The sequence below is a fragment of the Serratia nevei genome, from assembly GCF_037948395.1.
Lineage (GTDB): Bacteria > Pseudomonadota > Gammaproteobacteria > Enterobacterales > Enterobacteriaceae > Serratia > Serratia nevei.
In genome coordinates this window covers 3277436-3303753 of sequence record NZ_CP149940.1, presented here as the reverse complement: position 1 = coordinate 3303753, position 26318 = coordinate 3277436, and the positions used below count along the sequence as shown (strand labels likewise).

26 protein-coding genes are annotated in these 26318 nt (G+C 58.5%); 22 read left to right on the top strand and 4 right to left on the bottom strand.

The genetic code is table 11. The features are described 5' to 3' along the window. Positions 1-16: 16 nt before the first annotated feature. The 12 genes from V8N38_RS15880 to V8N38_RS15825 all read left to right on the top strand — a co-directional run bounded on the left by V8N38_RS15880 (position 17) and on the right by V8N38_RS15825 (position 13811). Positions 17-415 (top strand): hypothetical protein, encoded by a 399-nt coding sequence (locus tag V8N38_RS15880; protein ID WP_060439610.1) that lies wholly within the window; start codon positions 17-19, stop codon positions 413-415. 71 nt (positions 416-486) lie between these two features. Continuing rightward, the gene (locus tag V8N38_RS15875; protein ID WP_060420462.1) at positions 487-1965 is read left to right on the top strand and encodes a PhoPQ-activated protein PqaA family protein; all 1479 of its coding nucleotides are present in this window, start codon (positions 487-489) and stop codon (positions 1963-1965) included. 645 nt (positions 1966-2610) lie between these two features. Then, a complete protein-coding gene (locus V8N38_RS15870) occupies positions 2611-3150 on the top strand; it encodes a fimbrial protein (RefSeq protein ID WP_038872246.1) in 540 nt (179 codons plus the stop codon). 56 nt (positions 3151-3206) lie between these two features. Continuing rightward, positions 3207-3890 carry a molecular chaperone gene (locus V8N38_RS15865; RefSeq protein WP_084827581.1) on the top strand — a complete coding sequence of 228 codons (684 nt, stop codon included), beginning with the start codon at positions 3207-3209 and terminating at the stop codon, positions 3888-3890. 55 nt (positions 3891-3945) lie between these two features. Next, positions 3946-6528, top strand: a complete 2583-nt coding sequence (locus V8N38_RS15860; protein ID WP_147839771.1) for a fimbria/pilus outer membrane usher protein — start codon at positions 3946-3948, stop codon at positions 6526-6528. 43 nt (positions 6529-6571) lie between these two features. Next, positions 6572-7513, top strand: a complete 942-nt coding sequence (locus V8N38_RS15855) for a fimbrial protein (protein WP_060420468.1) — start codon at positions 6572-6574, stop codon at positions 7511-7513. Positions 7514-7649: 136 nt separating this feature from the next. After that, positions 7650-8009 (top strand): hypothetical protein, encoded by a 360-nt coding sequence (locus tag V8N38_RS15850; protein WP_060420470.1) that lies wholly within the window; start codon positions 7650-7652, stop codon positions 8007-8009. Between the two features lie 73 nt (positions 8010-8082). After that, positions 8083-9378, top strand: a complete 1296-nt coding sequence (locus V8N38_RS15845; RefSeq protein WP_060439614.1) for an HlyD family secretion protein — start codon at positions 8083-8085, stop codon at positions 9376-9378. Beyond that, positions 9365-11482 (top strand): peptidase domain-containing ABC transporter, encoded by a 2118-nt coding sequence (locus V8N38_RS15840; protein WP_102984441.1) that lies wholly within the window; start codon positions 9365-9367, stop codon positions 11480-11482. The genes V8N38_RS15845 and V8N38_RS15840 overlap by 14 nt, the downstream gene beginning before the upstream one ends. Positions 11483-11577: 95 nt before the next feature. Further along, positions 11578-11778, top strand: a complete 201-nt coding sequence (locus tag V8N38_RS15835) for a hypothetical protein (protein ID WP_016927170.1) — start codon at positions 11578-11580, stop codon at positions 11776-11778. A gap of 86 nt (positions 11779-11864) precedes the next feature. Continuing rightward, complete coding sequence (gene gspS, locus V8N38_RS15830) at positions 11865-12263, top strand: type II secretion system pilot lipoprotein GspS (protein WP_060420474.1); 399 nt, start codon at positions 11865-11867, stop codon at positions 12261-12263. A gap of 114 nt (positions 12264-12377) precedes the next feature. Then, positions 12378-13811, top strand: coding sequence for an EmmdR/YeeO family multidrug/toxin efflux MATE transporter (locus V8N38_RS15825; protein WP_060439618.1), 1434 nt, complete (start codon positions 12378-12380; stop codon positions 13809-13811). Between the two features lie 56 nt (positions 13812-13867). Here V8N38_RS15825 and V8N38_RS15820 read toward each other — a convergent pair whose 3' ends face one another. Then, positions 13868-14131, bottom strand: a complete 264-nt coding sequence (locus tag V8N38_RS15820; protein ID WP_060420478.1) for a FaeA/PapI family transcriptional regulator — start codon at positions 14129-14131, stop codon at positions 13868-13870. 774 nt (positions 14132-14905) lie between these two features. Between V8N38_RS15820 and V8N38_RS15815 the strand changes: the two genes are divergently transcribed. The 10 genes from V8N38_RS15815 (at position 14906) to V8N38_RS15770 (ending at position 23276) form a co-directional block, all read left to right on the top strand. After that, positions 14906-15430, top strand: a complete 525-nt coding sequence (locus V8N38_RS15815; RefSeq protein ID WP_060420481.1) for a fimbrial protein — start codon at positions 14906-14908, stop codon at positions 15428-15430. Between the two features lie 128 nt (positions 15431-15558). Beyond that, positions 15559-16062: a fimbrial protein gene (locus V8N38_RS15810; RefSeq protein WP_100396941.1), complete on the top strand. Its 504-nt coding sequence runs from the start codon at positions 15559-15561 to the stop codon at positions 16060-16062. A gap of 56 nt (positions 16063-16118) precedes the next feature. After that, positions 16119-18659, top strand: a complete 2541-nt coding sequence (locus tag V8N38_RS15805; protein WP_060420486.1) for an outer membrane usher protein — start codon at positions 16119-16121, stop codon at positions 18657-18659. A 33-nt stretch (positions 18660-18692) separates the two neighbouring features. Then, positions 18693-19451, top strand: coding sequence for a fimbria/pilus periplasmic chaperone (locus V8N38_RS15800; protein WP_141959637.1), 759 nt, complete (start codon positions 18693-18695; stop codon positions 19449-19451). 30 nt (positions 19452-19481) lie between these two features. Continuing rightward, the gene (locus tag V8N38_RS15795) at positions 19482-20090 is read left to right on the top strand and encodes a fimbrial protein (protein ID WP_147839772.1); all 609 of its coding nucleotides are present in this window, start codon (positions 19482-19484) and stop codon (positions 20088-20090) included. 9 nt (positions 20091-20099) lie between these two features. After that, on the top strand, positions 20100-20591 hold the full coding sequence (locus V8N38_RS15790) for a fimbrial protein (protein ID WP_060439622.1): 492 nt from the start codon (positions 20100-20102) through the stop codon (positions 20589-20591). 15 nt (positions 20592-20606) lie between these two features. Then, positions 20607-21098 (top strand): fimbrial protein, encoded by a 492-nt coding sequence (locus V8N38_RS15785; protein ID WP_147839773.1) that lies wholly within the window; start codon positions 20607-20609, stop codon positions 21096-21098. A gap of 14 nt (positions 21099-21112) precedes the next feature. Continuing rightward, positions 21113-21667 carry a fimbrial protein gene (locus tag V8N38_RS15780; protein ID WP_370592990.1) on the top strand — a complete coding sequence of 185 codons (555 nt, stop codon included), beginning with the start codon at positions 21113-21115 and terminating at the stop codon, positions 21665-21667. A 39-nt stretch (positions 21668-21706) separates the two neighbouring features. After that, a complete protein-coding gene (locus tag V8N38_RS15775; protein ID WP_087763122.1) occupies positions 21707-22549 on the top strand; it encodes an adhesin in 843 nt (280 codons plus the stop codon). 121 nt (positions 22550-22670) lie between these two features. Then, positions 22671-23276 (top strand): helix-turn-helix transcriptional regulator, encoded by a 606-nt coding sequence (locus V8N38_RS15770; RefSeq protein ID WP_100396938.1) that lies wholly within the window; start codon positions 22671-22673, stop codon positions 23274-23276. 44 nt (positions 23277-23320) lie between these two features. On the opposite strand, the gene V8N38_RS15765 is transcribed toward V8N38_RS15770, so the two are convergent. From V8N38_RS15765 to V8N38_RS15755, 3 genes are all read right to left on the bottom strand, one after another. Next, positions 23321-23500: a hypothetical protein gene (locus tag V8N38_RS15765; protein ID WP_038872213.1), complete on the bottom strand. Its 180-nt coding sequence runs from the start codon at positions 23498-23500 to the stop codon at positions 23321-23323. After that, positions 23497-23682 carry a hypothetical protein gene (locus V8N38_RS15760; RefSeq protein ID WP_060420507.1) on the bottom strand — a complete coding sequence of 62 codons (186 nt, stop codon included), beginning with the start codon at positions 23680-23682 and terminating at the stop codon, positions 23497-23499. Before V8N38_RS15760 ends, V8N38_RS15765 begins: the two co-directional genes overlap by 4 nt. Positions 23683-23911: 229 nt before the next feature. Then, complete coding sequence (locus V8N38_RS15755; RefSeq protein ID WP_060420510.1) at positions 23912-26284, bottom strand: glucose/quinate/shikimate family membrane-bound PQQ-dependent dehydrogenase; 2373 nt, start codon at positions 26282-26284, stop codon at positions 23912-23914. Positions 26285-26318 lie beyond the last annotated feature (34 nt).

Genomic DNA, 26318 nt, shown 5'->3' with positions numbered 1-26318 from the left:
CGGGGCGGGAGGATGAATGGCAAATAAAATCATGCTGATTATGGTTATCAATCTTTTTGTGGCGGTGGCATTGGCGGTGTTTAACGTCATCTATATCCAAAAGAAGATGGATATCCGCTACCCCAGTGACGCCACCCCCTTTCAGGTCGCGGAGAAAGCGCAGGCCAGAATCCTGTCCATGAGACAGACCGCGGTGTTTTTAAACAACAATCCCGTGGTGGCGTTTACGTTGGAAATTACTGCCAAGCGCAGGCAGTTCACCCTGACGGATCATCGCGAGGTCGTGCTCTATGTCGCCATGAGTCGTTATCAGGAGAACCGCATCTATAGCGTGCTGGTGGGCGAAAACGAGAACGATGTGATGTTCGAAAAAGACAGCTTCGGCTACCCGATATTATTTCATCACGCCTCGTGAGGCTGTTGATGCCCGTTTGCCGCCGCGCCGGCCTGCGAGGGCGGGGCAACGCCAACTATCGTGGGGGAAAAATGTTAAAGATCTCCGCTTATATTACCTTGATTTGGCTGGCTTTGGCCGTCTGCCGGTACGCCGCGGCCAAGGAGGAAGACACCTGCTTCGCCGATGAGCACCCAGCATTACAGACGGTGATCCCTTGCTATAACCAGCAACTGGCCACGCTGCCCCTGTCATTTTCGTTAAAAAGCGTGGAGAGCGGCCAACACACGGAAATTCGTCATTATCGGCTGATGTCGCAATCCTGGGCGCCGCAAGACGCGATCCGGCCGACGCAGTGGTGGCACGACGTGGACATTTATATTCCCAACGGGGCATTCACCGGTAAAGCGTTGCTGGTGATGAGCGAAGACTGCGCGTGCAGCGCCGCCGGCCCGGGAACGTCGGGCAATCAAAAGCCGGCGTTTTCCGCTGAGGCGCTGGCGGCGCAGAGCAAAACGGTGGTGGTGGTGGTCAATCGGCTGCCTTACCCGTACCTGGAATACCAAAATGAGGGACGGCGCCGTTCAGGGGCGGATAGCCGGGCGAGGGGATGGCGATTGTTCCTGGATGATGCCGATGAATATTTGATGATGCCGCTGCATATCCCGATGACGGCGGCGCTGTCGCAAACCATGACGCTGGCGCAACGCGAATTGCGCCAGTGGGGGATAGACAAATTTATCGTCGCGGGCGTGTCTGAGGGGGGAACCACGGCCATGCTGACGGCGCTTTCAGATGAGCGCATCGATGCCGTGGCCGCCATTTTCCCTGAGGGGATCGCGGCGCGGCAGGTGATGAAGCATACCTATCGCACGTATGGCGGGCGTTGGCCTTTGGCGTTTCATCCTTATTACCAACTGGGCATCGATCGGCGCATAGAGACCCCGGCGTTTGACAAGCTGATGCAGATTGAAGATCCCATCGAATATCCCCCTCTGGCCGAACGCGGGCGGCCTCCGGCGCCGAAGTATTTCATCGTCGCCGGCGGCGACGAACGCTATCCGCCCGACAGCACGCGGTTTTATTTGAATAAGCTGCCGGGGGAGGTCTCGATGCGAGCCATCGCCGGCGACGAGCGCACGGTCCCCGAACGCGCCGTTCTGGCCTTGGTCAACCGTCGTCAGCGTGATATTGCGCTACCGACGATCGAGGTGCAGAGCAACGCCTCAGAGACGGCGCTGCGCACGCTCCGCTTTTCCGAGCCGCCGATCAGGGTGTTGCGCTGGACTGCGCATAACCGCACGGCCCGAGATTTTCGCTACTCGTGCGGCGTGCGTTATACCTCGGCGCCGCTGGAGGCGAACCGCGGTGAATTTCGGCTGAACGCCCCTGCACAGGGTTGGGAGGCCACCTTTATCGAAGCCGAGTTTAGCGACGGGTATATCGCGACCTCGCCGGTCTTTATCACCCCTGACGATCGCTACCCGATCGCCGCACCGGCGGGCGATGGCCTGGCGTGTGAAACCTTACCGGGTCGAGGGCTGGGGGAGGATTATCGCCATGACGATTAATCCCACTGAAAATAAGACGGAAAAGCGTTTACTGTGAATTGAACGTCAAGAGAACGCGGCTACATCGCTGAATTAACCTGCGTCAGAAGGGAACCGTTGATGATCGGCGGCGCCCTTTCTGCAGCATGATTACGCTGATTTATTGTCGGCGTTTTCTTATTTAAGAGAAAACTTCCCTTCATATTTCACCTCTTCTGAACGCTTAATCGTTATTGCCCTATCCGGTTTCGCCGTCGACGCGCCGCAGCCCCTTAGCAAGAATCAAAAAACTCTCCAGTCATTGGCTCCCGCGCGGCGTCTTTCATTTTTGTGACAACTCATCCTTACGCACATTCATTGAAGAGGAAATGAGTGGTTTATCTTGTGGATGGTGTATGAAGCATGCTGATAAACCTTTCCTTTTCGGCCAGAGGAATGAATCAAGAAACGCTTTTTTTTTGGTTTTTTTAAAATAAAAATAAGAATGATGCCAATTCGATTCGGGGTAATTATCTTTTCTCATCTTTACATTGATTTTATGTTTTGCTAAAGAGGGAAAGCCAAGCATAATTAACTGTGAAAGGGGCGGAGCTCCTATTCGCCTTATCACGGATTAGCCGTGATAGGGATATTTTTAAGTTTGTCCAATCAAAAGGAGAAGTACCCATGATGGAAAAAAAAGTGATTATGTTGGCATTGGTTGCGGCGAGTTTTTCGAGTGCTTTGCCGGCCCTGGCGGCAGACGGGCAGGTTAATTTTACCGGGAATATTGTTGATGCCGCGTGCAAGGTCACAAATGACTTGAGTAATCCATTAAATGTTGTTCTGGGCGATGTGGCCCGAACGGCATTTGCGGGGGGCAAGGGATCCACTTCCTCGGCGACTAAATTTACGCTGGAAGTGACGGATTGTCCGGATACGGTAAAAAGCGCCACCGTTAAGTTCGACGGCGCGGCCGATAATGGTGACAACAACGTATTGCAGCTGACCCAGGAAACGGATGTCGCCACGGGCGTTGGCATCCAGCTGTCTGATATTTCTAATAATGTTCTTCCGCTTTACACGGCCTCAACGGCCTATCCGCTGGCTTCCGGCAGCGGCGTGAAAAACAATCTTGATTTTACCGCGCGTTATATTTCCACGCTTGCAGATGTGACTGCCGGTAAAGCCAATAGCGTCGCGACCTTCACGCTGAATTACAACTGATAATATTTTCTTGCCCGCTGGTTTCCAGCGGGCCGTATTACCTCGGAGATAATATTATGCGGTTTAATTGCTGCAGTGCCCTAATGGGATTCATTTTATTATTATTTTTTTCTACGGCGCAGGCCGGTGTGGTTGTCGGTGGAACGCGAGTGATTTTTAACGGTGAAAAAAAAGAAGCCTCAATCAGCGTCGACAACCCGGACAACGAACCTTATTTAATCCAGTCCTGGCTGGATAATCAACAGAGCGGCGTGGATAAGATAGCCTTTATCATTACGCCGCCTTTATTTCGTCTGGATGGGCATCAGGAGAATATGCTGCGCATCGTCCGCGTCGGCGATGACTTGCCGAAGGATAAAGAGAGCCTGTATTGGATGAATATAAAGTCCATTCCTTCGACAGAACACACGGGTAAGTCGAACACGTTGCAAATCGCGGTAAAAACGCGCCTCAAACTGATTTATCGCCCTGCGGCGCTGCTCAAACAGGTTCCCGAGGATGTGACTCAACGGTTGACGTGGCAGCGCGTCGGCAAGGAATTAAAACTCACCAACCCCACGCCGTATTATATGAATTTTCATTATGTTCGCATCGGCGGGCGCGAAATGAAAGAGGTGACTTATATCGCGCCGATGAGTAGTGAAATGTTTTCATTGCCGGTTTCTGGCGCGTCGTCGGTCAGTTGGAAATTAATTAACGACTACGGCGGCACCGGCAAGGAGCATCAGTCAGGTATTTAACCGCCAGGGGATGGGCGGCAGAAGGGAATAACGAATTCAATAATGGAGCTAATGAATGATAACTCGTCAGCGTAGAGCAGCGAAGCGGGATGCTTGGCTGAAGCGCATCGTCTTATTCACGGCAACCACGGCGGTATGCGGCAACATGGCCAACCCCGCCTTTTCCCGTGACTATTTCAATCCGGCGTTGCTGGAAACGGGGCGTTCGGGCCAACAGCCTGTTGACCTGTCGGTGTTTGAAAACGGCAACCAAGTGCCCGGCAAGTATCGGGTGGATATTTGGGTGAATGACATGCTGATGGAGACGCGTGATGTTCGGTTTGTTATCAAGCCCGGCGGCGACGATAAAGCCGGCCTGCAGCCTTGCCTGACGGGGGAGGATTTACAACGGCTCGGCGTGAAGATCGAGCGGTTTCCCGCATTGAACCGCGCGGAAGAGTGCGCGAATTTGGCCGCCATCCCGCAGGCCTCGGCGCAATTTCAATTTAACCGCCAGCGGCTGGTGCTGAGCATTCCCCAGGCGGCGTTGGAAAATCGGGTGCGTGGCTATGTACCGCCCGAACTGTGGGACGAAGGGATGCCGGCGATGCTGCTTAATTACGGTTTCACCGGCAGCAACAGCAAGGGGCGCGATCGTTTTACCCAGAGCGCAAGCAGCTACTACCTCAACCTGCGGCCGGGGTTCAATCTGGGGGCCTGGCGGGTGCGGAATTACACCACCTGGAGCTACAACAGCGGCGGTGGCGGGCGGCAGTCGGAAGATCGCTGGGACACCGTCTATACCTACGCCCAGCGCAATATCATCAGCCTGAAGAGCTTGCTCACGCTCGGTGAAAGCAGCACTCCGTCCGATGTGTTTGACAGCGTGTCGTTTCGCGGCGCGCAGCTGGCCTCCGATGACGACATGTTGCCGGAAAGCCTGCGCGGCTATGCGCCGGTGGTGCGCGGCATTGCGCGCAGCAACGCGCAGGTGGTCATTCGCCAAAACGGTTATGTCATCTACCAGAGTTATGTCGCGCCGGGCGCGTTCGAGATTTCTGACATGTATCCGACCGGCGGCAGCGGCGATTTGGACGTGACGATCAAAGAGGCGGACGGCAGCGAACAGCATATGACCGTGCCTTTTGCCAGCTTGCCGGTATTGCAACGCGAAGGGCGCCTGAAATACGCGCTGACGTCCGGCCAATATCGCACTTACGATCACAGCGTGGAGAAAAAGGTTTTCTCGCAGGGCAGCCTGATTTACGGCTTGCCGGCCGGCTTTACCCTCTATGGCGGCGGGCAATTCGCCGGCCCGTATCAATCCTTGGCCTTGGGGGTGGGTAAAAACCTGGGCGAGTTCGGCGCCCTGTCGGTGGACGCGACTCAGGCCTGGGCGAAACAGGAACATCAGCCGAAAAGCGACGGCCAGTCGTGGCGCGTGCGCTACAGCAAAAACATCGTAGCGACCGGCACGAACTTCGCCATTGCCGGCTACCGCTATTCGACCAGCGGCTATTATGGGCTGCAGGAAGTGCTGGACACCTACCGCAGCGGCAACCGCTACGCCCTGACAGACCGCCGTAAAAACCGCGCCGAGATTACGCTCAACCAGAATTTATGGGAGGGGGCGGGTTCGCTTTCCCTCAGCGCGGTCAGCGAAGATTACTGGAATTCCGAGCGCAACATGCAATCGCTGAGCGCGGGTTACAACAATAGCTGGAATGGCATCAGTTACGGTTTTAACTACAGCTACAACCGTAATTCACAGGCTATTTACGGTGACTCAGACCGGGGACAACGGCGTATTTACGATCGCGACCAACTGTTTGCCTTCAATATCAGCGTGCCGTTGGAGAAATGGCTGAGCAACACCTACGCCACCTATAGCCTCAATACCAGCCAAAAAGGCAATACCAGCCATACGGCGGGGCTCAACGGCACGGCGCTGGCCGGCAACAACCTCAACTGGAGCGTACAGGAAGGGTATGGCAATCAGGGCCAGGGCAACAGCGGCAATGCCAACCTTGACTGGCGTGCCACCTACGGCGAACTCGTCGCGGGATACGCTTACGATCGCAGCCAACAGCGCGTCAACTATGGCGTAAAAGGGGGCGTGATTGCCCACGAAGACGGCGTCACCTTCGGCCAGCCCTTTGGCGAGACGGCCGCCCTGGTGACGGCGGCCGGCGCCAGCGATGTGGCGGTCGGTAACCAGGTCGGGGTGAAAACCGATTGGCGCGGCTATGCCATCGTTCCTTATGCCACCCCTTATCGCAACAACTCGATTCGTCTTGATGTGGAGAGTTTGCCGGATGATGTCGATCTCGCGCTGACCAACCAGTCGGTCACGCCTACCCGCGGCGCGGTAAGCCGGGCGAATTTCAAGGCGCACGTCGGCAAAAGGATCCTGATGAGAGTCACGGATCCACATGGGGTGCCTCTCCCTCTGGGGGCCAGCGTCCGCGATGCGGATCATTCGGCGCAGCCGTTCCTGATTGGTGGGGATGGGTTGGTTTATCTGTCCGGCATGGCGGAACAAGGTCGACTCATCGTGCAGTGGGGGCGAAATGCCGAGCATCAGTGCCGCATCAGCTATCAACTGCCGGCGGAGAAACCCGCTGCAGGGATCCAAACCCTCAATGGCGTTTGCCAATAGATCTCGCTCCGTATCCATCATGACTTGTTAAGTGAGAGTGAAAATGAACGTTTTTATCAGGATATTCGGTTACGGCGCTCTGCTATGGCTGGCGACGCTAACGACGGTGGCGTATGCCGGCACCTGTACCACCAACGCGAAAACCATCCGCATGGGGTTGCTGACGCTGGCCGTGGATCCGCGTATTGAAATCGGCGAACAGTTGGCTGTCCGTACGGAAAACAGCATCAGCGGCACGACGTTTTCTTTTCTTTGCTCGGGCTCGGTGGCCTATCGCTCCCTGTCGCCGCTGACGCCGAGTGCGCTGCCCGGCGTGTTTGAAACGGGCATCGACGGCGTAGGCGTGACGATTTCGGACCTGTGGCAGAGCAATAAGAACGTGCCTTTCAATACGGCGATTTCGCCCAACCTGCTGACGCCGTGGATCAACCGCAATGATGTCAGGCTGACGTTTATCAAAACCGGCCCGATTAAAACCGGCGGTGATATGGGGGGGAAGATTATCGCCAGATATTATCTGGACTCGACCTCGGTATTGGACTTGAGCATTTCCGGCATGAAGGTCATTCAGAAAAGCTGCCTGGTGGATTTGAATTATAAAAATCAAACGGTGGACTTAGGCAGCCCAAAACGCAGCGAATTTAATGGGGTCGGCAGCAGCGCGGTGTCTTCCGAACGTAACTTCTTCGTGGTCCTGCAATGCCAGGAAGACAATATTCCGGTACAGGTGACGTTTGAAGCGGCCGGAAATTCGCCGGGCGTAGGCATGATCGCTATTGCCGACGGTTCTGATGCGGCAAAGGGCGTTGCCGTGGAGGTCCTGGACGAGAACCGTAATCCGCTCACGTTTTCCCGGCCGATTAACTATCACACCGCTGCCGAAAAAGAGATCAGAATTCCCTTAATGGCGCGTTATAAGCAGACGGGGGACATTAGCCCCGGGCAGGCCGATGCCGTCATGACATTCACCATTACGCAGAATTAAGGGAGCCGCATCAAAAATATAATGCCGTCTTTTCCCGCGGCATTATTGGTGGCATCCGGCGCTGCAGGCCGATGCCAATGCAATGACAACACGCATGTATGGCTGTGTTTGTCCGTTTAAATATGGAGATTAACCAATGAAAGAACTGTCTGTTATCGAAATGAATGAAGTGTCAGGCGCCTATTCCTGGGATATGAGCAATGGGCTGGCCGGCCTGATTGGCAGCGCCGTCACCAATGCCGCGGAAGCCGTTTCGTCCGTTGCTTTGGGCGCCGCGGTCGGCAGCATGGCGGGCGCCGTCATCGGCGGTAAGCACGGCGGCGACGGCGGTGGTCTGCTGGGCGTCGGCTCCATTGGCCAGGGCGTTGGCATGGTCGCTGCGGGTATTCTGGGTGGCGTGGCCAGCGGCGTGGCCGCGGCCGTTGTTGGCTGGGATACCACCCTGGAATACTCCAAAAAAGGCCTCGATGGGCTGATTAACGGCACCATCAGCTAAATCAATATTGCTGTCCAAGGCCGCAGCGCTCGCGCTGCGGCTGTCTCCCGGTCAGGCATGCGCAGGTCTTCCTATGAGTGATAATAAGAGCAGAAATATTTTCCGCCAGGAGGCGGTCAATTATCAACGTCAAAGATGGACCGGCAGAGCGCTGCTGATTTCCGGCGCGTCCAGCTCTGTGATTGCCGTGACGTGCCTCGTTTTTATTCTTATTTTGGCGAGCGCGCTCTATTTTTGTGAATATACGCGCAGGGTGGATGTCGAGGGGGAGGTGATCAGCATTCCGCATTCGACGAACGTTTTTTCTTCCCAATATGGCTATGTGAATCGGTCTTTCCACCAGGCCGGTGATGTGGTGGAAAAAGACGAGCCGCTGTATATCATCGATGTTTCCAGAAGCACGGCCTCGGGTAATGTCAGCCATATTGCCGCGGGTGAAATCAACAAGCAGATCGGCAATCTGGATTCGATCATCAGCAAGCTGAAAAAAAACAAAGACGCGATGCTGGAGAACCTGAGAAAACAGATCGACAGCTATGAGATAGCGTATAAAGAAACGGAAAAACTTAACCTCAGTGCCAGAGACGGCATGGAAAAAATGAGGGAGAGTTTGAAAAACTATGAGCATTACCTGACGAAAGGGCTGATTACCAAGGATCAGCTGAATTATCAGCGTTCGCTCTTTCAGCAACAGCAGAGTTCCTATCAGGCGCTCAACAGCCAAAAGATTCAGCAGAATATCCAGCTGTCGCAGCTGCGCAGCGATCTGCTGATTCGCGCCGCCGATTACGACAATCAAATATCGCAAAGCGAATCGCAACGCAGCGAGCTGCAACGCCAATTGGCGGAATCCAACGCCGGCGACCAGGTGATTATCAAGGCGCCGCTGAAGGGGAAAATCGAGTCGCTGAGCGTGACCGCCGGGCAGGTGGTCGAGAGCGGCAGCAGCCTGGCGCAGATCAAGCCGATTGAGAACATCAAATATTATCTGGTGTTGTGGCTGCCGAATAACAGTTTGCCCTACGTGAAAATCGGCGATGGCATCAACATTCGCTACGAGGCTTTTCCCTCGGACAAGTTCGGCCAGTTTCCGGGGCGCATTGAATCCATCTCTTCGGTTCCGGCTTCTCCGCAGGAGATGGCGGAATACAGCAGCGGCAATAAAAGGGAGCGAAACGCCTACTACAAAGTGTTGGCGTCCATCAGCGACACGCAATTCAGCGACAAAGGGAAATATCTGGAGATCAGCAGTGGGCTGCAGGCCAGGGTGATTGTGTTCCTGGATAAGAAACCGCTTTATCAATGGGCGGTCGCGCCTTTGTATGACATAAAAAACAGCGTGGTGGGGAGAGTCGATGAAGGATCATAATCTTTTTGAACGGATCAACGAAAAGTTAACGTTCTCTCTGCGTAAACGGGTGCCGAGCATCTTGCAGTCGGAGTCATCGGAGTGCGGCCTGGCCTGCCTCGCGATGATCTCTTCTTATTACGGATTTAATGTGGATATGCTGAGCCTGCGGCAGCGATTCGGCATTTCCACCCAGGGCGCGACCCTGGGCACCCTGTCACAAATCGCGGCGCAAATTCAGCTGAAGACGCGGGCCTTGTCGCTGGACATCGATGAAATCAATCAGCTGAAAACGCCCTGCGTATTGCATTGGAACATGAACCATTTCGTGGTGCTGGTTAAGGTTCAGCGCGCGGGCTTTGTGATTCACGACCCTGCCTTCGGGCGCCGAGTGATTGGCCTGCAAGAGATGTCGAACCATTTTACCGGCATTGCGCTGGAGCTGTGGCCCGACAAGGCTTTTCAGCAAGAGACCTTAAAGACCCGTTTACGCCTGCTGGATTTGATGAAAAATATCGAGGGGCTGCCGGGAACGCTGCTCAAGATTTTTGCCTTATCGCTCGTCATCGAGTCGGTCAACCTGCTGCTGCCCGTGGGGACCCAGCTCGTGACCGACCATGTCATTCAGGCGCATGACTACAGCTTGCTGACGGTCATCTGTTTGGGGTTGATCTTCTTCACCCTGTTTCGCGCCGTGGTCAGCATCGCCAGGGCCTGGATTTCCATCGTGCTGGGGACGCTGACCGATATCCAGTGGAAGACGACGCTGTTCGAACATTTGCTGAAGCTGCCGCTGGACTTTTTCGAGAAACGGCACCTGGGGGATATCCAATCGCGGTTTTCCTCACTGGATGCGATCAGAACCACCTTTACCAATAATATCGTCGGCGGGATCATCGACGGCATCATGACGGTCGGTTTGTTCGTGATGATGATGGTCTATGGCGGCTGGCTGGTCTGGGTGGTGTCAGGCTTCACCCTGGTCTACATCCTCATCAGGATGATGACCTACCGCACCTACCGCCAATTCTCGGAGGAACAAATCGTCAAGGCGGCCAAGGCCAACTCGCATTTCATGGAGACGCTGTACGGTATTTCCACGGTCAAAGCGCTGGGCATCAAGGAAACGCGCTCCAGCTATTGGCTCAATTTGAATGTCGATGCCGCCAATACCAATATCAAAATCACCCGTTTCAATATGATGTTCGGCGGGATCAATACCTTTATCACCACGCTCGATCAGGTGGCGATACTTTGGCTCGGCGCCATGATGGTCATCGACAATACGATGACGCTCGGCATGTTCATGGCGTTCAACGCCTATCGCGGCCAGTTCTCGCAGCGGGCTTCCAGCCTGATCGATTTGGCGATCGGCCTGCGCATGCTGTCGCTGCACAATGAGAGGATATCCGACATCGTCTTTACCGATGCGGAGGCGGAGTCCGCGCCGCGGCAGGTCTTCGAACCGGGCAAGGGGGTTGCCGTTGAGGTTAAAAACCTCACCTATCAATATGACGCGCTGTCCCGGCCGATCTTTAAAGACCTGGATATCCGCATTGCCGCCGGCGAGAGCGTCGCCATCGTCGGGGCGTCAGGCGTGGGGAAAACCACCTTGCTGAAGGTCATGTGCGGCTTGCTCAACCCAACCTCGGGAGAGATCCTGGCCGACATGATGGATATCCATAAAATCGGCGTGAATAACTACCGCAATGCGATCGCCTGCGTGTTGCAGGACGACCGGTTATTCTCCGGCTCGATCGCGGAAAACATCAGCGGCTTCGAGGTCAACGCCAATAAAGAGTGGATTGTGGCCTGTGCGATGCACAGCAACATTCACGAGGAAATCATGCAGATGCCGATGGGTTACGAAACCCTGATCGGAGAGCTGGGGAACGGCATCTCCGGCGGGCAAAAGCAACGTTTGTTTATTGCACGCGCCCTCTACCGGCGACCAAGCGTGCTGTTTATGGATGAAGCGACCAGCCATCTGGACGTTGAGAATGAATTGGCGATCAATCGGGCGATATCTTCGCTGAATATCACGCGCGTGATTGTCGCCCACAGAAAATCGACGATCGACTCGGCGGATAGGGTGGTGGCGCTGGGGGCCGCGAGCGGGGGCTAACGCTCGCCCGGCAACCCAGGCTGTTCCCGCGGCCAAAATCGCGGTAAAATGCAGCAGTTGACCTTATCGCACGCCATCAGGCCGCCGTACTCGCTATGAAAATGCGCAAACCGCGCCGTCCGCCCGGGCGGTGGATCTATTACATCCTGCATGAAGACATGCTGTGGCCCTGCCCGGTCAAATGGGAGTGGGAGAGCGGCTATAACGCCTGGCTGCCGTTTTACTATTCCCCCACGCTGGAGTTCGTCGCCGGCAACCCCGCCCGCGCCACCAAGGTCAGCAGCGGTCGGCGTTAAGCGGGCAGCGCGTGCTGCTCGCCTTGCCGCCCGGCATCCGCTCACCTAAGATCATTGCATCACCCACAGGTTTTCCGGGAGCTCCCATGTCTACTCTGTTTCGCACTTCTCTTTGCGGCGCGGTGGCGTTGCTGCTGCTGGCGGGCTGTCAGCAAACGGCGCATAAACCGACGCCGCCGCTGCAGGCGCAGTTGGATCACATCGCTTCGATGCTGGCCGGCGGGCACTTCCTGCGCGTGGACTGCGGGCGCAGCGATGTGCCGGACGATGTCAAATTGCAACGCACCGCGATGCGAGCGGCGCAGCATCGCGGCTGGGATACGCAGGCGGCAGGGTATCGGCAGCTGCCGGCGCTCACCCAGGCGCGCTACCTGACTCTGCAGCAGGACAATCAGCTGCTGACGGACAAATGCACCACGCTCAGCCGCAGCACCGCACGCTTTATCGCGGCGGCGCAGGCCGATCAGGAAGACTACATGGAGTAGCGCGACGGTGTGCCTTTCGGGCGCTCGTCGCGGGCGCCCAAAAATTCTTTGCAGGATAACGATTTATCGCTCATCATTTGAAATGATGTTTCACTTTTATCCATCGAGCCCACCTTGAACCTGTATGCCGCCCTGCGTCAGCGCGTGGAAAATACGCCCTGGTACGCCAAACGGAAAAGCTACCGCGTGCTGTTCTGGCGCGAAATCACGCCGCTGGCGGTGCCCATTTTTCTGGAGAACGCCTGCGTTCTGTTGATGGGGGTGCTGAGCACCTTTCTGGTGAGCTGGCTTGGTAAAGAGGCGATGGCCGGGGTGGGGCTGGCGGACAGCTTCAACATGGTGATCATCGCCTTTTTCGCCGCGGTGGATCTCGGCACCACCGTGGTGGTGGCCTTCAGCCTCGGCAAGCGCGATCGTCGGCGCGCGCGCGCGGCGGCGCGTCAGTCCCTGGTCTTGATGACCGGCGTGGCGCTGCTGTTGGCGGCAGGCATTCATCTGGCGGGCGAACCGATCATCGATGTGATCGCCGGGGCGGCCTCGCCGGAGGTGAAGGCGCTGGCGCTCTCTTACCTGCAGACCACGGTGTGGAGCTACCCGGCGGCGGCGATTGCGCTGATTGGCAGCGGCGCATTGCGCGGCGCGGGCAACACCAAGATCCCGCTGCTGATCAACGGCGGCATGAATATCCTCAATATCATCATCAGCAGCATTCTGATTTACGGCATGCTCGGCTGGCACGGGCTGGGCTTCGTCGGCGCCGGGCTGGGGCTGACGATTTCCCGCTATATCGGTGCCATCGCCATTCTCTATGTGCTGGCGATCGGTTTTAACCCGGCGCTGCACATCACGCTGAAAAGCTATTTCACGCCGCTGAAGATGAGCATCCTGTGGGAAGTGCTGGGGATCGGCATTCCCGCCAGCGTCGAATCGGTGCTGTTCAACGGCGGCAAGCTGCTGACGCAGATGTTCGTCGCCGGCATGGGCACCAACGTGATCGCCGGCAACTTCATCGCTTTTTCTATCGCTTCGCTGATCAACTTGCCGGGCAACGCGCTGGGCTCTGCCTCGACCATCATCGTGGGGCGGCGGCTCGGTAAAGGCGAGATCGGCCAGGCGGAGCGGCAGCTGCGCCATATTTTCTGGCTGTCGACCCTCGGGCTGACCGCCATCGCCTGGGGCACGGCGCCGCTGGCCGGCGTCTTTGCCGCGTTCTATACCTCGCAGGATGACGTAAAAACGGTAGTGAAAACCCTCATCTGGCTCAACGCCGCCTTTATGCCGATCTGGGCCGCTTCCTGGGTGTTGCCCGCCGGGCTGAAAGGCGCGCGCGACGCCCGCTTCGCCATGTGGGTGACGATGCTGGGCATGTGGGGCTGCCGCGTGGTGGCCGGCTATGTGCTGGGCATTGAACTGGGCATGGGCGTGGTGGGCGTCTGGCTGGGGATGTTTCTCGATTGGGCGGTGCGCGGCGCTTTGTTTTACTGGCGCATGGTCAGCGGGCGCTGGCTGTGGAAATATCCGCGGGTCAGGCGCACGGACGCCGGATAGTCTCGTCCGTGCGAAGCCTGCCGGTAGCCTGGGGGACACCGGCAGGAAAAGCGCGTTCAGAGGGAAGGGTACCAGCGCAACGACTTATTGACCGGCCCCGGCGTGACCAACACTTTGCCCCTGCCGGCCAGATTCAACAGCAGGTTGCGCGCCTGATAGATGGTGATGTCGTTAGACTCGGCCAGTTGGCGAGTGGTGGGCCACTCGCCGGGGGGCGGGGGGGCCGCACCGTTGGCCACAGGGCAGAGGCGGTGCAGCGTGGTTAATAAATGCTGCTGCAGGTTTTGTAATTCTTGTTGTTTTGGCGTGCGTTTTATCATGTCAGCCTCCCTTAAGCCTTAGCCGAGTTTTGATATAACGGTAAGCGTCTCCCGGACAATAATGCTCTGTTCCGGCAATACCCTTCTTGAACCGGTCGCGAACGCCTGCCTGAACCCGATATTTCCGTTGCGATAATCCCGCGGCACTCACCGATCAGAAGGGGTAACGGGGTGGCTAAATGCTCAGCCTGCTGTATGTAATGGCTGTAATTCATATCTTTTCTCCATTATTTACTGCCCGGTGCCGGTTTTTACCGGACCGAATTGATAAGCCTCCCTTTCCTTTTCCGGATCATTATAACGCAAATAGAAAAAAGGCGATCAATAATGTCGCGTGATATATATTTTACGAGATAATTGACTGACGTTGTTAATTTTACGATCTGTTGTTTCGCAAAAATATATTTGCCCTGTGGTTTTTGGGCTTATATCTCGTATTTATTGCTTTTGCCGGAAATGACTTTTCAAATTGTCGCGGTTTTTGTAACAATATTCGGGCCAAGACAAGCGAATAAGTTAAATCTTAGTGTAATTTTCATGATGGGTAGTAAATTTTGTGGAAATTTAAAGATTTGATTTTTTTCTTTCTCGTCAGCGTGAGTTTTGCTGAATACCTAAAATGGGTAATGATGAAATAAAATACGCGATTTAATTATCGTGAGGGTTTGCTTTGTCTGCGGATAATACCGTTTTCATTCTGGATTATATAAATAACTGTTAAAGGAACGGGAGCGATCCTGCGCTTTTTACATAAATTAAAGGAATAAGTGAATTATGAAACTGAACAAAATCATGCTGGCAGCGGCTCTGGCGTTTGGCGTTTCTTCTCTGGCGCATGCCGGCGATCAGGGGCATGGCAAAGTGACGTTTACCGGTTCCATTATTGATGCGCCTTGCTCCATTTCTCCTGAGACCGTGGACCAGACCGTGGATATGGGCCAGGTTTCCAACGTTGCGTTGAAAAATGGCGGCAAATCGGCGCCACGCCAGTTCGATATCAAACTGGAACAGTGCGACAACTCGACGCTGAAAACCGTCACGACCACCTTCGAAGGCAAAGCCTCTGCCGCCAACAAGGATCTGCTGGGCATCGTCGGCACCGCCAGCGGCGCCAGCATCGCCATCACCGACACCGCCAGCAATCCGATCAAGCTGGGCACCGCCACGGCTCCGCATAACCTGGGTGCCGGTACCAACACGCTGCGCTTTGCGGCTTACCTGCAGGGCGACGGCGCTTCCGCCAGCGTGGTTCCAGGTGATTTCACCGCCGTAGCCGACTTCAAGCTGGCTTACCAGTAAGCCTGCGCCATTGGCGTGACTTTTTGCATGCGGGGGTTCCCCGCATGCATTTTTCCAAGATGGAAGGGCAGTTGTCAGGAGGTTCAGTGCGCCGATTTATTCACCCTTTAGTGTCTCCTTGCATATTGATGGCCACGCTGATGAGCCCGGCCGTGTCGGCGGCGCCCAGCTCTCAAGGCTGGGGGCGCGTAAATATGCAAGGAGCCATTATTGATACCGCTTGCGCGATCGCCGCCGGCAGCCGCGAACAGACTATCGATATGGCCGTAATGCCGACGGGAAATATGATGCGTGACGGTTTGGGCAATACACATGCCTTCACCATTGAATTAATCAACTGCACGCTTGAGCGCCCGAAGCCGAATTTACCGGACTGGCGGCAGTTTCAGGTGGTTTTCGACGGTGATGCCGAGGGCGATTTATTCGGCGTGCACGGCGAAGCGAAAGGCATCGCGCTGCAAATATCCGATGGCCTGGGGAATATTGCCGCGCCAGGTCGGCCGTTGCCGCTTGGCGATATAACGCCAGGCAGCATGTCGCTTAATTATTCCATAAAGCTGGTTGCCAATAATCAACCGATGCGTGCAGGGAATTATTTTTCCGCCGTGCGTTTTAAGCTGGATTATTACTGAGCGCTGCGATTGCGGCGAGCCGCAACGCCAGAATTATACGATATAAGGTTAGGGATATGATGTTGTCGCCTGCTGGGAAGCTATTTCGTTTTCAGGTGCTGGGGTTATGTATCACGCTGGCGCTGGGAAGTTCATCAACGTGGGTATATGCCGAAGACGGTATTCAGTTTAATGCCGACATTTTGGACGTGAACGATCGCAAAAATATCGACCTAAGCCAATTTTCCCGCAGTGGATACATTATGCCGGGAAGTTACAGCATGGTGGTTCATCTCAATAAAAGCGAGTTACCCGAGCAGAAAATCCCTTTTTATCCGCCGGACAACGAACCTGACGGCAGCCGCGCCTGCGTCGGCAAAGCGCTGGTCGATCAGCTGGGGCTGAAATCGGCGGCGATGCAAACGCTCACCTGGTGGCATCAGGGAGAGTGTCTGGATGAGTCCAGCCTGAAAGGGATGGTGTCGCGCGGCGATCTGGCGACGGGTGCGCTGTATTTAAGCGTGCCGCAGGCCTACCTGGAATACAGCTCGGAAGACTGGGATCCGCCGTCGCGTTGGGATGAAGGCATTCCGGGCCTGCTGTTCGATTACAACGTCAACGCCCAGAGCCGGCAGCAGCAGCAGGGCGGCACGCGGGGGTACAGCGTCAGCGGCAACGGCACCGCCGGCGCCAACCTCGGCGCCTGGCGCCTGCGCGCCGACTGGCAGGGGCAGGTGAACCATCAGACCGGCAGCGGGCAATCGACCGACAAACGGTTGGACTGGAGCCGTTACTACGCCTATAGGGCCGTTTCCGCGCTGCGCTCGCGCCTGACGTTGGGTGAGGATTATCTGGATTCGGGCATTTTCGACAGCTTCCGCTTCTCCGGCGTGAGCCTGGTGTCGGATGACAACATGCTGCCGCCTAACCTGCGCGGCTATGCGCCTGAGGTGGTCGGGGTCGCCAAGACCAACGCCAAGGTGACGATCAGCCAGCAGGGGCGGGTGATCTATGAAACTCAGGTGGCGGCGGGGCCGTTTCGCATTCAGGACATCAACGACGCCATCAGCGGCGAGCTGGACGTGCGGGTGGAGGAACAGGATGGCAGCGTGCAGGCGTTCAAGGTCAACACCGCCAGTATTCCGTACCTGACGCGCCCCGGCTCGTGGCGCTTCAAGCTGGCCGCCGGCAAACCTTCGGACTGGCAACACCATTCGCGCGGGCCGCTGTTCGGCACCGGCGAGTTCTCCTGGGGCGTCAGCAACGGGTGGTCGCTGTATGGCGGGGCGCTGCTGGGCGGCGACTATAACGCGCTGTCGCTGGGGATAGGCCGCGATCTGATGATGTTCGGCGCGCTGTCGTTCGACGCCACCCAGTCGCGGGCGCGGTTGCCGCAGCGGGATGAGACGCTGAGCGGCGGCTCTTATCGCGTGAGTTATTCGAAAACCTTCGACGAGCTGGACAGTCAGGTCACCTTCGCAGGCTATCGCTTCTCGGAGGAGGACTTCATGAGCATGGGCGAATACCTCGATGCGCGCTATTACGGCAGCCGGGTCGGCAACAACAAGGAGATGTACACCATCACCTTCAACAAGCAGTTCCGCGACTGGGGGCTGAGCAGCTATCTCAACTACAGCCACCAGACCTATTGGGATCGTCCGTCCAACGATCGTTACAACCTGACGCTGTCGCGCTATTTCGATCTCGGCGAGATAAAAAACCTGAATCTGTCGCTGTCGGCCTACCGCAACCGCTACAACGAAACCAACGACGACGGCGTGTACCTGTCGCTGTCGATGCCGTGGGGCAACGGCGCCACGCTCAGCTACAACAGCACGGTGAACCGCAACGACAACACGAACCGGGTGGGGTACTACCAGCGAGTCGATGAGCACAACAACTATCAGCTGAGTGCCGGCAGCTCGCGCCGCGGCGCCAACCTGAGCGGCTACTACAACCACGAGGGCGATGCGGCGCGCCTGAGCGCCAACGCCAGCTATCAGGAAGGACGCTACAGCGCCGTGGGGCTGTCCGCGCAGGGCGGCATGACGCTGACGCCGGAAGGCGGCGCGTTGCACCGCGTCGGCATGATTGGCGGCACGCGCCTGCTGCTGGACACCAACGGCGTGGCCGGGGTGCCGGTGCGCGGCTACGGCAGCACCGTCAGCACCAACCGCTTCGGCAAGGCGGTGGTGGCGGACGTCAACAGCTACTACCGCAACAAGGCCAGCATCGATCTGGACAAGCTGGGCGACAACGCCGAAGCCACCCGCTCGGTGGTACAGGCCACCCTGACCGAAGGCGCGATCGGCTACCGTCAGTTTGACGTCATCGCCGGCGAGAAGGCAATGGCGATCGTCAAACTGGCGGACGGCAGCACGCCGCCGTTCGGCGCCACGGTGCTGAACGCCCGTAAACAAGAAACCGGCATCGTCAACGACGGCGGCAGCGTCTACCTGAGCGGCATCAACGCCGGCGAGATCATGACGCTTCACTGGAGCGGCGCGGCGCAGTGTCAGGTGCAGCTGCCTGCCACGCTGCCGGCCGACATGCTCACGCGTACGCTGCTGCTGCCTTGCCGGCCGATCGCCGCGGCGCCGGCGGAGCCGGTTGAATAAATTCATCATCCTGAATTTGGAGTTATCGACAACATGCAAACTTTTTCTCTGAAAACCACGGCGGCGCTCGTGCTGCTGGGCGCCACGGTGTCGCAGCACGCGCAGGCGGCGATCGCGCTCGACCGCACCCGGGTGATCTTCGACGGCGGCCAGAACTCGGTCAGCCTCAATCTCAGCAACCAGAACAAACAGCTGCCGTACCTGGCGCAGGGCTGGCTGGAGGACGAGCAGGGCAACAAGATCCAGAGCCCGCTGGTGGTGTTGCCGCCGGTGCAGCGCATCGAGCCGGGCAAACCGAGCCAGATCAAGATCCAGGCGCTGCCGGCGGCCAAACAGCTGCCGCAGGACCGCGAGACGCTGTACTACTTCAACCTGCGCGAGATCCCGCCGAAGAGCAACAAGCCCAATACGCTGCAGATCGCGCTGCAGACGCGCATCAAGCTGTTCTACCGCCCGGCGGCTATCGTGCCGAGCCGTACCGACATGGCGACGCCGTGGCAGGAGCAGTTGACGCTGACACGGCAAGGAGAGCGCTACCAGGTCAATAACCCGACGCCGTACTACATCACCATCGTCGATGCGGGCAGCAAAAAGGGCGGCGAGGGCGTGAAGGGGTTTGAGCCTTTCATGATCGCGCCGAAAAGCCAGGCGAGCCTGACCGTCGGCGCTGCGGCGCTGGGCGGCAGCCCGGTGCTGACCTACATCAACGATTACGGCGGCCGGCCGCAGCTGATCTTCAACTGCAGCGGCACGAGCTGCAAGGTGGTGCCGGAGAAACGGACGGCTTCATAACCCGCGCTGTGAGCCATTCAGGGGTAAAGGATGAAACGAGAACGGAAAAAAATCGGCGCAGGCGCGTTGCTGCTGGCGCTCAGTCTGGGCGTGATAGCGATGCCGCCAGCGCAGGCCGACGAGGTGGACAACTGGCAGGTAGAGGGCGCCAATGGCGTGCTGCAGGTGTATGGCGCGCTGACGGAGAGCGCCTGCCGGTTGGAGATGACCAGCGCGCGGCAGGACATCTGGCTGGGTGAGACCGGCACCGCACGGTTGCGGCAGGTCGGCGATCGCGGGCAGCCGGTGGCGTTCGAGCTGCGCTTGCAGGATTGTCTGCGCACCCCGGGCGGCCAGCGTGATGCGCGCACCGGCGCGTTGACCTGGGCGCTGAATCAGCCGGCGGTGACGGTCAGCTTCGGCTCGACGGCGGACAGCGACAACCCGCAGCTGGTGAAAGCGCAGGGTACCTCCGGGCTGGGGCTGCGCCTGCTGGACGGCCGCGGCCGCGACGTTCGTCTGGGCAGCCGCGGGCAACCGCTGCTGTTGACGCCGGGGCAAGATGCATTGAGCTACAGCGTGACGCCGGAGCGAACCGCGGCGCCGCTGATGGCCGGCGCGTATCGGGCGACGGTGGATTTTAGGCTGAGTTATGACTGAGGCGAGGCGATGGCACAGAAGATAACGCGTTGCCGGGCAGCGTTCTGGCTGGCGGGGATACTGGCGCTGGGCCAACTGCCGGCGCAGGCGACCACGGTGAACGTGCGGGTCACCGTGCTTTCGCCCCCCTGCATCATCAACGGCGGGCGCCCGATTGAGGTGGACTTTGGCGATGAGGTGATGACCACCCGCATCGACGGCGCCAATTATCGGCGGGCGGTGAATTACACGCTGACGTGCAGCGGGCAGAGCAGCAACGGGCTCAAGCTGCAGGTGCAGGGGGCGGCGAGCGGTTTCGACGGCCAGCTGCTGCGCACCAGCAAGGACGGGCTAGGTATTGCGCTGCTGAACGGCGGCCGCCGCTGGCCGGTCAATCAATGGCTGAGCTTTACCTATCCGGCCGCGCCGACGCTTGAGGCGGTGCCGGTGAAATCGGCTTCCGCCAGGCTGACGGCGGGCGAGTTCACCGCCGGCGCCACCATGAAGGTGGATTACCAGTAACGCGGGAGCGAGAGCATGAAACAACGTTTTACGGCGAGCGTGCTGCTGTGCGCCGCGATGGCGTGCCCTTTCGCCTGGGCGGAAAAAACGGTCGACATGCAGTTTCGCGGCACGCTGATCGCGCCGCCGCCCTGCACCCTTAACGACGACGGGATCATCGACGTGGACTTCGGCGATCGCGTCGGCATCAACAAGGTTGATGGCGTGAACTACCGACAAACCATCGGCTACCGCATTCGCTGCGAACCGGGGATCGGCAAATGGGACATGTTGCTGAGCCTGACCGGCACCGCCGCGACGTTCGACGAAGCGGCGGTGCAAACCAATCGGCGCGCTCTGGGGATCCGCATTTACCAGAACGCCCAACCGTTCAAAGTGGGCAGCGCACTGCCCGTCGATCCCGCCAAACCGCCGGTGCTGGAAGCGGTGCCGGTCGGCAAACCGGGCGAAGCTTTGACGGAAGGCGCATTCGAGGCCGCGGCGACGCTGCGGGCCGACTACCAATGAACAAGGAGGCGCGCGTGAAGACAATACAAGCCCGCCGCCGGCCAGGCGGCCACGGAGCCATCGGTCTGCTGTTGCTGACGCTGGGCGTGAACGGCGCGGCGCACGCGGTGGACAACCTGCGCATGCACGGAGCGCTGGTGGCGGAGCCTTGCGTCATCCAGCCGGGCGACGAAGACATCGAGCTGGATTTCGGCACGCTGGTCGACAAATACCTGTACCTGAACCAGCGCACGCAGGGGCAACCGTTCGAGCTGCGGCTGACGGAGTGCGATCTCAGCCTGGGCAAGACGGTCTCGATCACCTTCAAAGGCACGGAGAATGCGCAGCTGCCGGGGCTTCTGGCACTGGCGGCGAGCAGCCAGGCGCGCGGGATCGCCATCGGCATGGAGACGCCGCAGGGGCAGCCGTTACCGCTCAACAGCGCCGGCGGCAAGTACCCGTTGCAGAACGGCAGCACGGTTATCGGCGTACAGGCTTATGTGCGCGGCGAACCGGAAGCGATCGCGAAGCGAGCTATCGGTCGCGGCGCTTTCAGCGCCATTGCGACTTTCAGTCTGGATTACCAATGAGCGCCGGGCTCCGGCACCACAGAATAAGGATATGACGCGATGCAGCGTGTTCACTTCAGATGGATGTACTTACTGTTTGGCCTGCTGCCGGGGCTGTGCTCGGCGCAAATATACTCGTACGTGACCAAGAGCACCGGCTCCCCCAGCAACGCGTCCTATGAATTTGTGCTCGAAAGCTGGGATACGGACGATTCGTCGCCCAATCCCTGTTACCAGCAAAGTATGTGCGCGGTGGGGATCAACCACCGCCACACCAGTGCCAATACCGGCGGCAGTACGGCGGTGACACCGTCGACCTCTATCGTCGGCTCAGGGCGCTACCCACAGATCACCCAATTGAGGACGATGGGCGAACTCAGCCGCTTCTACCAAAACATCTATCCGTTGCCGATTGTCGGCGCGACTTCTCATGTGGGGGACGCTATCACTCAGGAGTGTGTCGGGCTGTTTTATACCACCAGTTCCTCTTCCGTTGTTCAGGGGGCCAGTGCGAGATTGATGCCGAGCAGCGTTTGCGGCATCGCGCCACCGCCGGTCGGGGTGTGCGGCATCGATGAGCAACAGCTCGATCTGAACCACGGGGTGTTGCCGGATACCGAACTGGTGGGCAACACGGCGCGTGGCAGCCTGCGCGTGGTTTGCTCGCAGAAGATGAACATCGTCATGTATATCCGTGTCGGCAGCAATGGCCGCCTGGATCTGGGGAACTCCGGCGTTTACAGCACGCTGCGCATCAATGGCGCTCTGGGCAACCTGGGTTACCAGTTCACTTCTGATACACGCGGCGTCACGGTGCCGATCACTTCCACGCTCGGCGTGACCGGAACGGTCAAGGCCGGCGATTACTCGGGGCAATCGGTCGCCATTCTGGCGCTGCCGTAGCCGCATTACCCCCGCCGCGCGCCGGCGCGATGCCGCGTTATGCCGTTGAGTCGCCCGCCGTCGGGGGGATGACTCACGCTCGGCGGCGGCCGGAAAGGATTATTTTAAAGGGAGCGTGCCGATGGAAAGCACCATCACTCTGGCGTTTATCGATAATGACCGTTTCTTTATTGAAGGATTGCAGCGGCTGCTGCTGGCGTATTTCTCGCGCCGTGGCATGCGGGTTCAGCTGCTGGACGCCGCACAGGCGCATCGGGCGGATATGGTGTTCCAGTCCGTGGAGCGAGACTGGCAGGCGCGTTTCTGCCTGCGTTCAGTGAGCGGCTGCCGACCGATCAACTTTGCGCTGCGTGAGCCGGGCGATATTCGCTGGCGCGATAAGCCGCGCTGCATCAGCGAAACGGGGGTGATCTTCCGCAATGACTCGCCGGACAGCGTAGTCAGACAGCTGGACCTGGCGCTGGCGGCACGGGCGCAAAGTGGGGCAGCGCACCGCTGCCATTGGTGCGAACGGCAGCGCATTACCCGCCGTGAGCAGGACGTGATGCGCTATCTGGCCTGTGAATTACCGCAGACCACCATTGCGCGCAACCTGCACCTGAGCGTGAAAACCGTCAGCAACCACAAACAGGCGGCGATGAGAAAACTGGGTTTCAAACGCAACGCGGATCTCTACCACTGGCTGCGAATGGGCGGGTTGAAAACCGTAGAGCGGCCGCGAGGGTGACGGCGCGGCTCAGGCGCCAGACCTACGCCTGAGCCGCTGCGGCGTCAATACAGCAGGGTCATCGCGCTGAAGAACAACAGCGTCAACGCGATGATGATGACGTTTTGCGTGGCTTTGCGCACCAGCTTGCCGGCGCTCAGACGGCTGTCGATGACGTAGAGCAGCGGCACCATCAGTAGCACGTAGGCAAACATCAGCATGGCGGTAAAAGGCTGCACATTCATTCCGGCGGCTCCTGTGGGTCATCTTGGCCGATCAGGTGCACCAGCACGGCCTCTGTTTGATGGGGAAGCCCGACAAAGGGCGAATGGACGGGGTGAGCCGGCTCGAACGGCAGGCCGGCGCGCCGCGTCTTCACCGCCGCTTGCAGGATCTTCTTTTGGTGTCTTTGCGTGTGGTCGACCATGCGCCTCCGAATAGGGCCGCCCGCAGGCGGCCGACTGCCATATTGCCCATTAAGGTGGAGAAGGATTGCGGGCCACTGCCGGGGCCACGTACTCATAATATTGCGAATGATAATTATTATCAATAATGAAAATGAAAAAATTAAGGGTATTGCGGGCGGCGCATCAGGCGGGGCGTAAAAAGAAAAAGCACGCCTTGCGGCGTGCTTTGCAGGGTATTACCGGTGGCGGTTACTTCTGATCGGGCAGCGCGTAAGCGACCACATAGTCGCCCAGCTTGGTGCCGAAGGAACCGTGGCCGCCGGCGTAGATCAGGACGTACTGCTTACCGTTGACCTCATAGGTCATCGGCGTCGCCTGGCCGCCGGCCGGCAAGCGCGCTTCCCACAGTTTCTCACCGTTGGTCACGCTGAAGGCGCGCAGGTAGTTGTCTGCGGTGGCGCCGATGAAGAACACGTTACCGGCGGTGGTCACCGGGCCGCCCAGCATCGGCATGCCCATTTTGAACGGCAGTGGCAGCGGGGAGCTGTCGCGCACGGTGCCGATGCGTTTTTTCCACACGATGTCGTTGGTTTTCAGATCAACGGCGGAAATGTAACCCCAGGCCGGCTGTTTGCACGGCAGGCCGAACGGTGACAGGAACGGATTCAGCGTGACGCCGAACGGCACGCCATACTGCGGCTGGATACCGGTTTCGGTACCGCTGCCGCCCTTGTCGCCTTCCGGCGGCTCAATCGGGTTGCCTGGGCCGCGTGGGATCAGTTTGGAGACGAACGGCAGCGCGATTGGGTTGGCGATGGCGATTTCGCGATCGGTATCGACGGCCAGGCCGCCCCACTCGAACATGCCGAGGTTACCCGGGAACACCAGCGTGCCCTGCTCGGAAGGCGGGGTGAAGGTGCCTTCATAACGCAGGCTGTGGAACATCACGCGGCAGACCAGCTGGTCATAGATGGTCGCGCCCCACATGTCTGCACCGGTCAGTTTCTTCTCAGGGCGGAAGGTCAGCTCGGAGAACGGCTGGGTCGGTGACAGGCGATCGCCTTTGGCCGGCCCCTGCGGTACCGGTTTCTCCGGCGCCGGCACCACCAGTTCGCCGTTGGTGCGGTTCAGCACGAAGATGTTGCCGGTTTTGGTCGGCACATAGATGACCGGCACTTTTTTACCGCTCTTGTCGGTAATGTCCGCCAGGGTCGGCTGCGCCGGCACGTCCATGTCCCACAGGTCATGGTGGACCGTCTGATAGAACCAGGCCAGCTTGCCGGTGGAGGCGTTCAGCGCCAACAGGCCGCTGGCGTAGCGCTCCATTTCCGGGGTGCGGTTGCCGCCCCAGATGTCCGGCGTGGCGACGCCCATCGGCAGATAGACGATATCCAGCTTGGCGTCATAAGCGGCCGGTGCCCAGGAGTTCGGCGAGTTCGGCACGAAGTGATGCTCGTCCGCCGGGATGGCGTTCGGATCTTTCGCGCCCGGATCGAAGGCCCACAGCAGCTTGCCGCTGTTGACGTCGAAGCCGCGGATCACGCCGGAAGGCTCGCGGGTGGAGTAGTTGTCGGTCACGGCGCCGGCGACGACGATCACTTTATCGGTGATCACCGGCGGCGAAGTCGGCTCGTAGTGGCCCGGCGTCGCATACGGCATGTTGCTCTGCAGGTTCAGTTCGCCGTTGTTGGCGAAGTCCGGGCACGGTTTGCCGGTTTCGGCGTCCAGCGCGAACAGGCGGCCGTCGTTGACCGGCAGAATGATACGGCGTGCGCACATCGCCGGTGCGGCGTTGCCGGCAGCGTCTGCGGCGGCAGCGGTTTCGTGGTAAGACACGCCACGGCAGGTGATGTGCTGGAAGGTCGGGTTGTACTTCAGCTGCGGATCAAACTTCCATTTTTCTTTACCGGTGGCGGCATCCAGCGCAAACAGCTTCTGGTGCGGCGTACACATGTAAAGGGTATCGCGGATCTTGATCGGCGTGACTTCGTTGGTGATCTCACCCGGATCGTTGGCGGTCTTCAGATCGCCGGTCTGGAAACGCCAAACCTCTTGCAGTTGGCCAACGTTTTTGTCGTTGATCTGGCTCAGCGGCGAGTAACGGGTGCCTTCTTGGGTGCGGCCATAGGCCGGCCAGTCGGCGCCGGTGGTGTCTTTAGGCTGCACCTGCGCGGCGTCGAGGGTGCCGTTGATCTCTTGCGGATCGTTGAACACGGCATAGGCCAGCGCAATGACGGTGATGACCAGCGCGGCGCTCAGCGCACCGTAGGCGAACTTGCCGTTGGCCACCAGCTTACGGTAGATAAACGGCAGCACCAGCCACAGGCCGAAGAAGAAGGTGACGTCCAGACGCGGCGTCAACGCCCAGAAGTCCGGGCCGACTTCCCACAGGGCCCAAACGGTGGTGCCCAACAGGAACACGGCGTACAGCAGCAGCGCGGTGGCGCGGCGGCGGAACAGCAGCCAAGAGGTCGCCAGCAGCACCAGCCCGGCGATGATGTAATACAGCGAACCGCCCAACTTGGCCAGCCAAATGCCGCCGCCGAGCAGATAAAGCCCGCTCAGGGCGGCAAACAGCGCCGTTATGACGATAAGCGGCGATAGTGACGCTTTATTTTGCATAGCAATACCCTTACCAAAAATGAAAGTCCCCGAT

Coding starts and splice junctions, on each gene's coding strand:
- V8N38_RS15880 (WP_060439610.1), top strand. CDS start 17: ATGGCAAATAAAATCATGCTGATTATGGTTATCAATCTTTTTGTGGCG.
- V8N38_RS15875 (WP_060420462.1), top strand. CDS start 487: ATGTTAAAGATCTCCGCTTATATTACCTTGATTTGGCTGGCTTTGGCC.
- V8N38_RS15870 (WP_038872246.1), top strand. CDS start 2,611: ATGATGGAAAAAAAAGTGATTATGTTGGCATTGGTTGCGGCGAGTTTT.
- V8N38_RS15865 (WP_084827581.1), top strand. CDS start 3,207: ATGCGGTTTAATTGCTGCAGTGCCCTAATGGGATTCATTTTATTATTA.
- V8N38_RS15860 (WP_147839771.1), top strand. CDS start 3,946: ATGATAACTCGTCAGCGTAGAGCAGCGAAGCGGGATGCTTGGCTGAAG.
- V8N38_RS15855 (WP_060420468.1), top strand. CDS start 6,572: ATGAACGTTTTTATCAGGATATTCGGTTACGGCGCTCTGCTATGGCTG.
- V8N38_RS15850 (WP_060420470.1), top strand. CDS start 7,650: ATGAAAGAACTGTCTGTTATCGAAATGAATGAAGTGTCAGGCGCCTAT.
- V8N38_RS15845 (WP_060439614.1), top strand. CDS start 8,083: ATGAGTGATAATAAGAGCAGAAATATTTTCCGCCAGGAGGCGGTCAAT.
- V8N38_RS15840 (WP_102984441.1), top strand. CDS start 9,365: ATGAAGGATCATAATCTTTTTGAACGGATCAACGAAAAGTTAACGTTC.
- V8N38_RS15835 (WP_016927170.1), top strand. CDS start 11,578: ATGAAAATGCGCAAACCGCGCCGTCCGCCCGGGCGGTGGATCTATTAC.
- gspS (WP_060420474.1), top strand. CDS start 11,865: ATGTCTACTCTGTTTCGCACTTCTCTTTGCGGCGCGGTGGCGTTGCTG.
- V8N38_RS15820 (WP_060420478.1), bottom strand. CDS start 14,131: ATGATAAAACGCACGCCAAAACAACAAGAATTACAAAACCTGCAGCAG.
- V8N38_RS15815 (WP_060420481.1), top strand. CDS start 14,906: ATGAAACTGAACAAAATCATGCTGGCAGCGGCTCTGGCGTTTGGCGTT.
- V8N38_RS15810 (WP_100396941.1), top strand. CDS start 15,559: ATGGCCACGCTGATGAGCCCGGCCGTGTCGGCGGCGCCCAGCTCTCAA.
- V8N38_RS15805 (WP_060420486.1), top strand. CDS start 16,119: ATGATGTTGTCGCCTGCTGGGAAGCTATTTCGTTTTCAGGTGCTGGGG.
- V8N38_RS15800 (WP_141959637.1), top strand. CDS start 18,693: ATGCAAACTTTTTCTCTGAAAACCACGGCGGCGCTCGTGCTGCTGGGC.
- V8N38_RS15795 (WP_147839772.1), top strand. CDS start 19,482: ATGAAACGAGAACGGAAAAAAATCGGCGCAGGCGCGTTGCTGCTGGCG.
- V8N38_RS15790 (WP_060439622.1), top strand. CDS start 20,100: ATGGCACAGAAGATAACGCGTTGCCGGGCAGCGTTCTGGCTGGCGGGG.
- V8N38_RS15785 (WP_147839773.1), top strand. CDS start 20,607: ATGAAACAACGTTTTACGGCGAGCGTGCTGCTGTGCGCCGCGATGGCG.
- V8N38_RS15775 (WP_087763122.1), top strand. CDS start 21,707: ATGCAGCGTGTTCACTTCAGATGGATGTACTTACTGTTTGGCCTGCTG.
- V8N38_RS15770 (WP_100396938.1), top strand. CDS start 22,671: ATGGAAAGCACCATCACTCTGGCGTTTATCGATAATGACCGTTTCTTT.
- V8N38_RS15765 (WP_038872213.1), bottom strand. CDS start 23,500: ATGAATGTGCAGCCTTTTACCGCCATGCTGATGTTTGCCTACGTGCTA.
- V8N38_RS15760 (WP_060420507.1), bottom strand. CDS start 23,682: ATGGTCGACCACACGCAAAGACACCAAAAGAAGATCCTGCAAGCGGCG.
- V8N38_RS15755 (WP_060420510.1), bottom strand. CDS start 26,284: ATGCAAAATAAAGCGTCACTATCGCCGCTTATCGTCATAACGGCGCTG.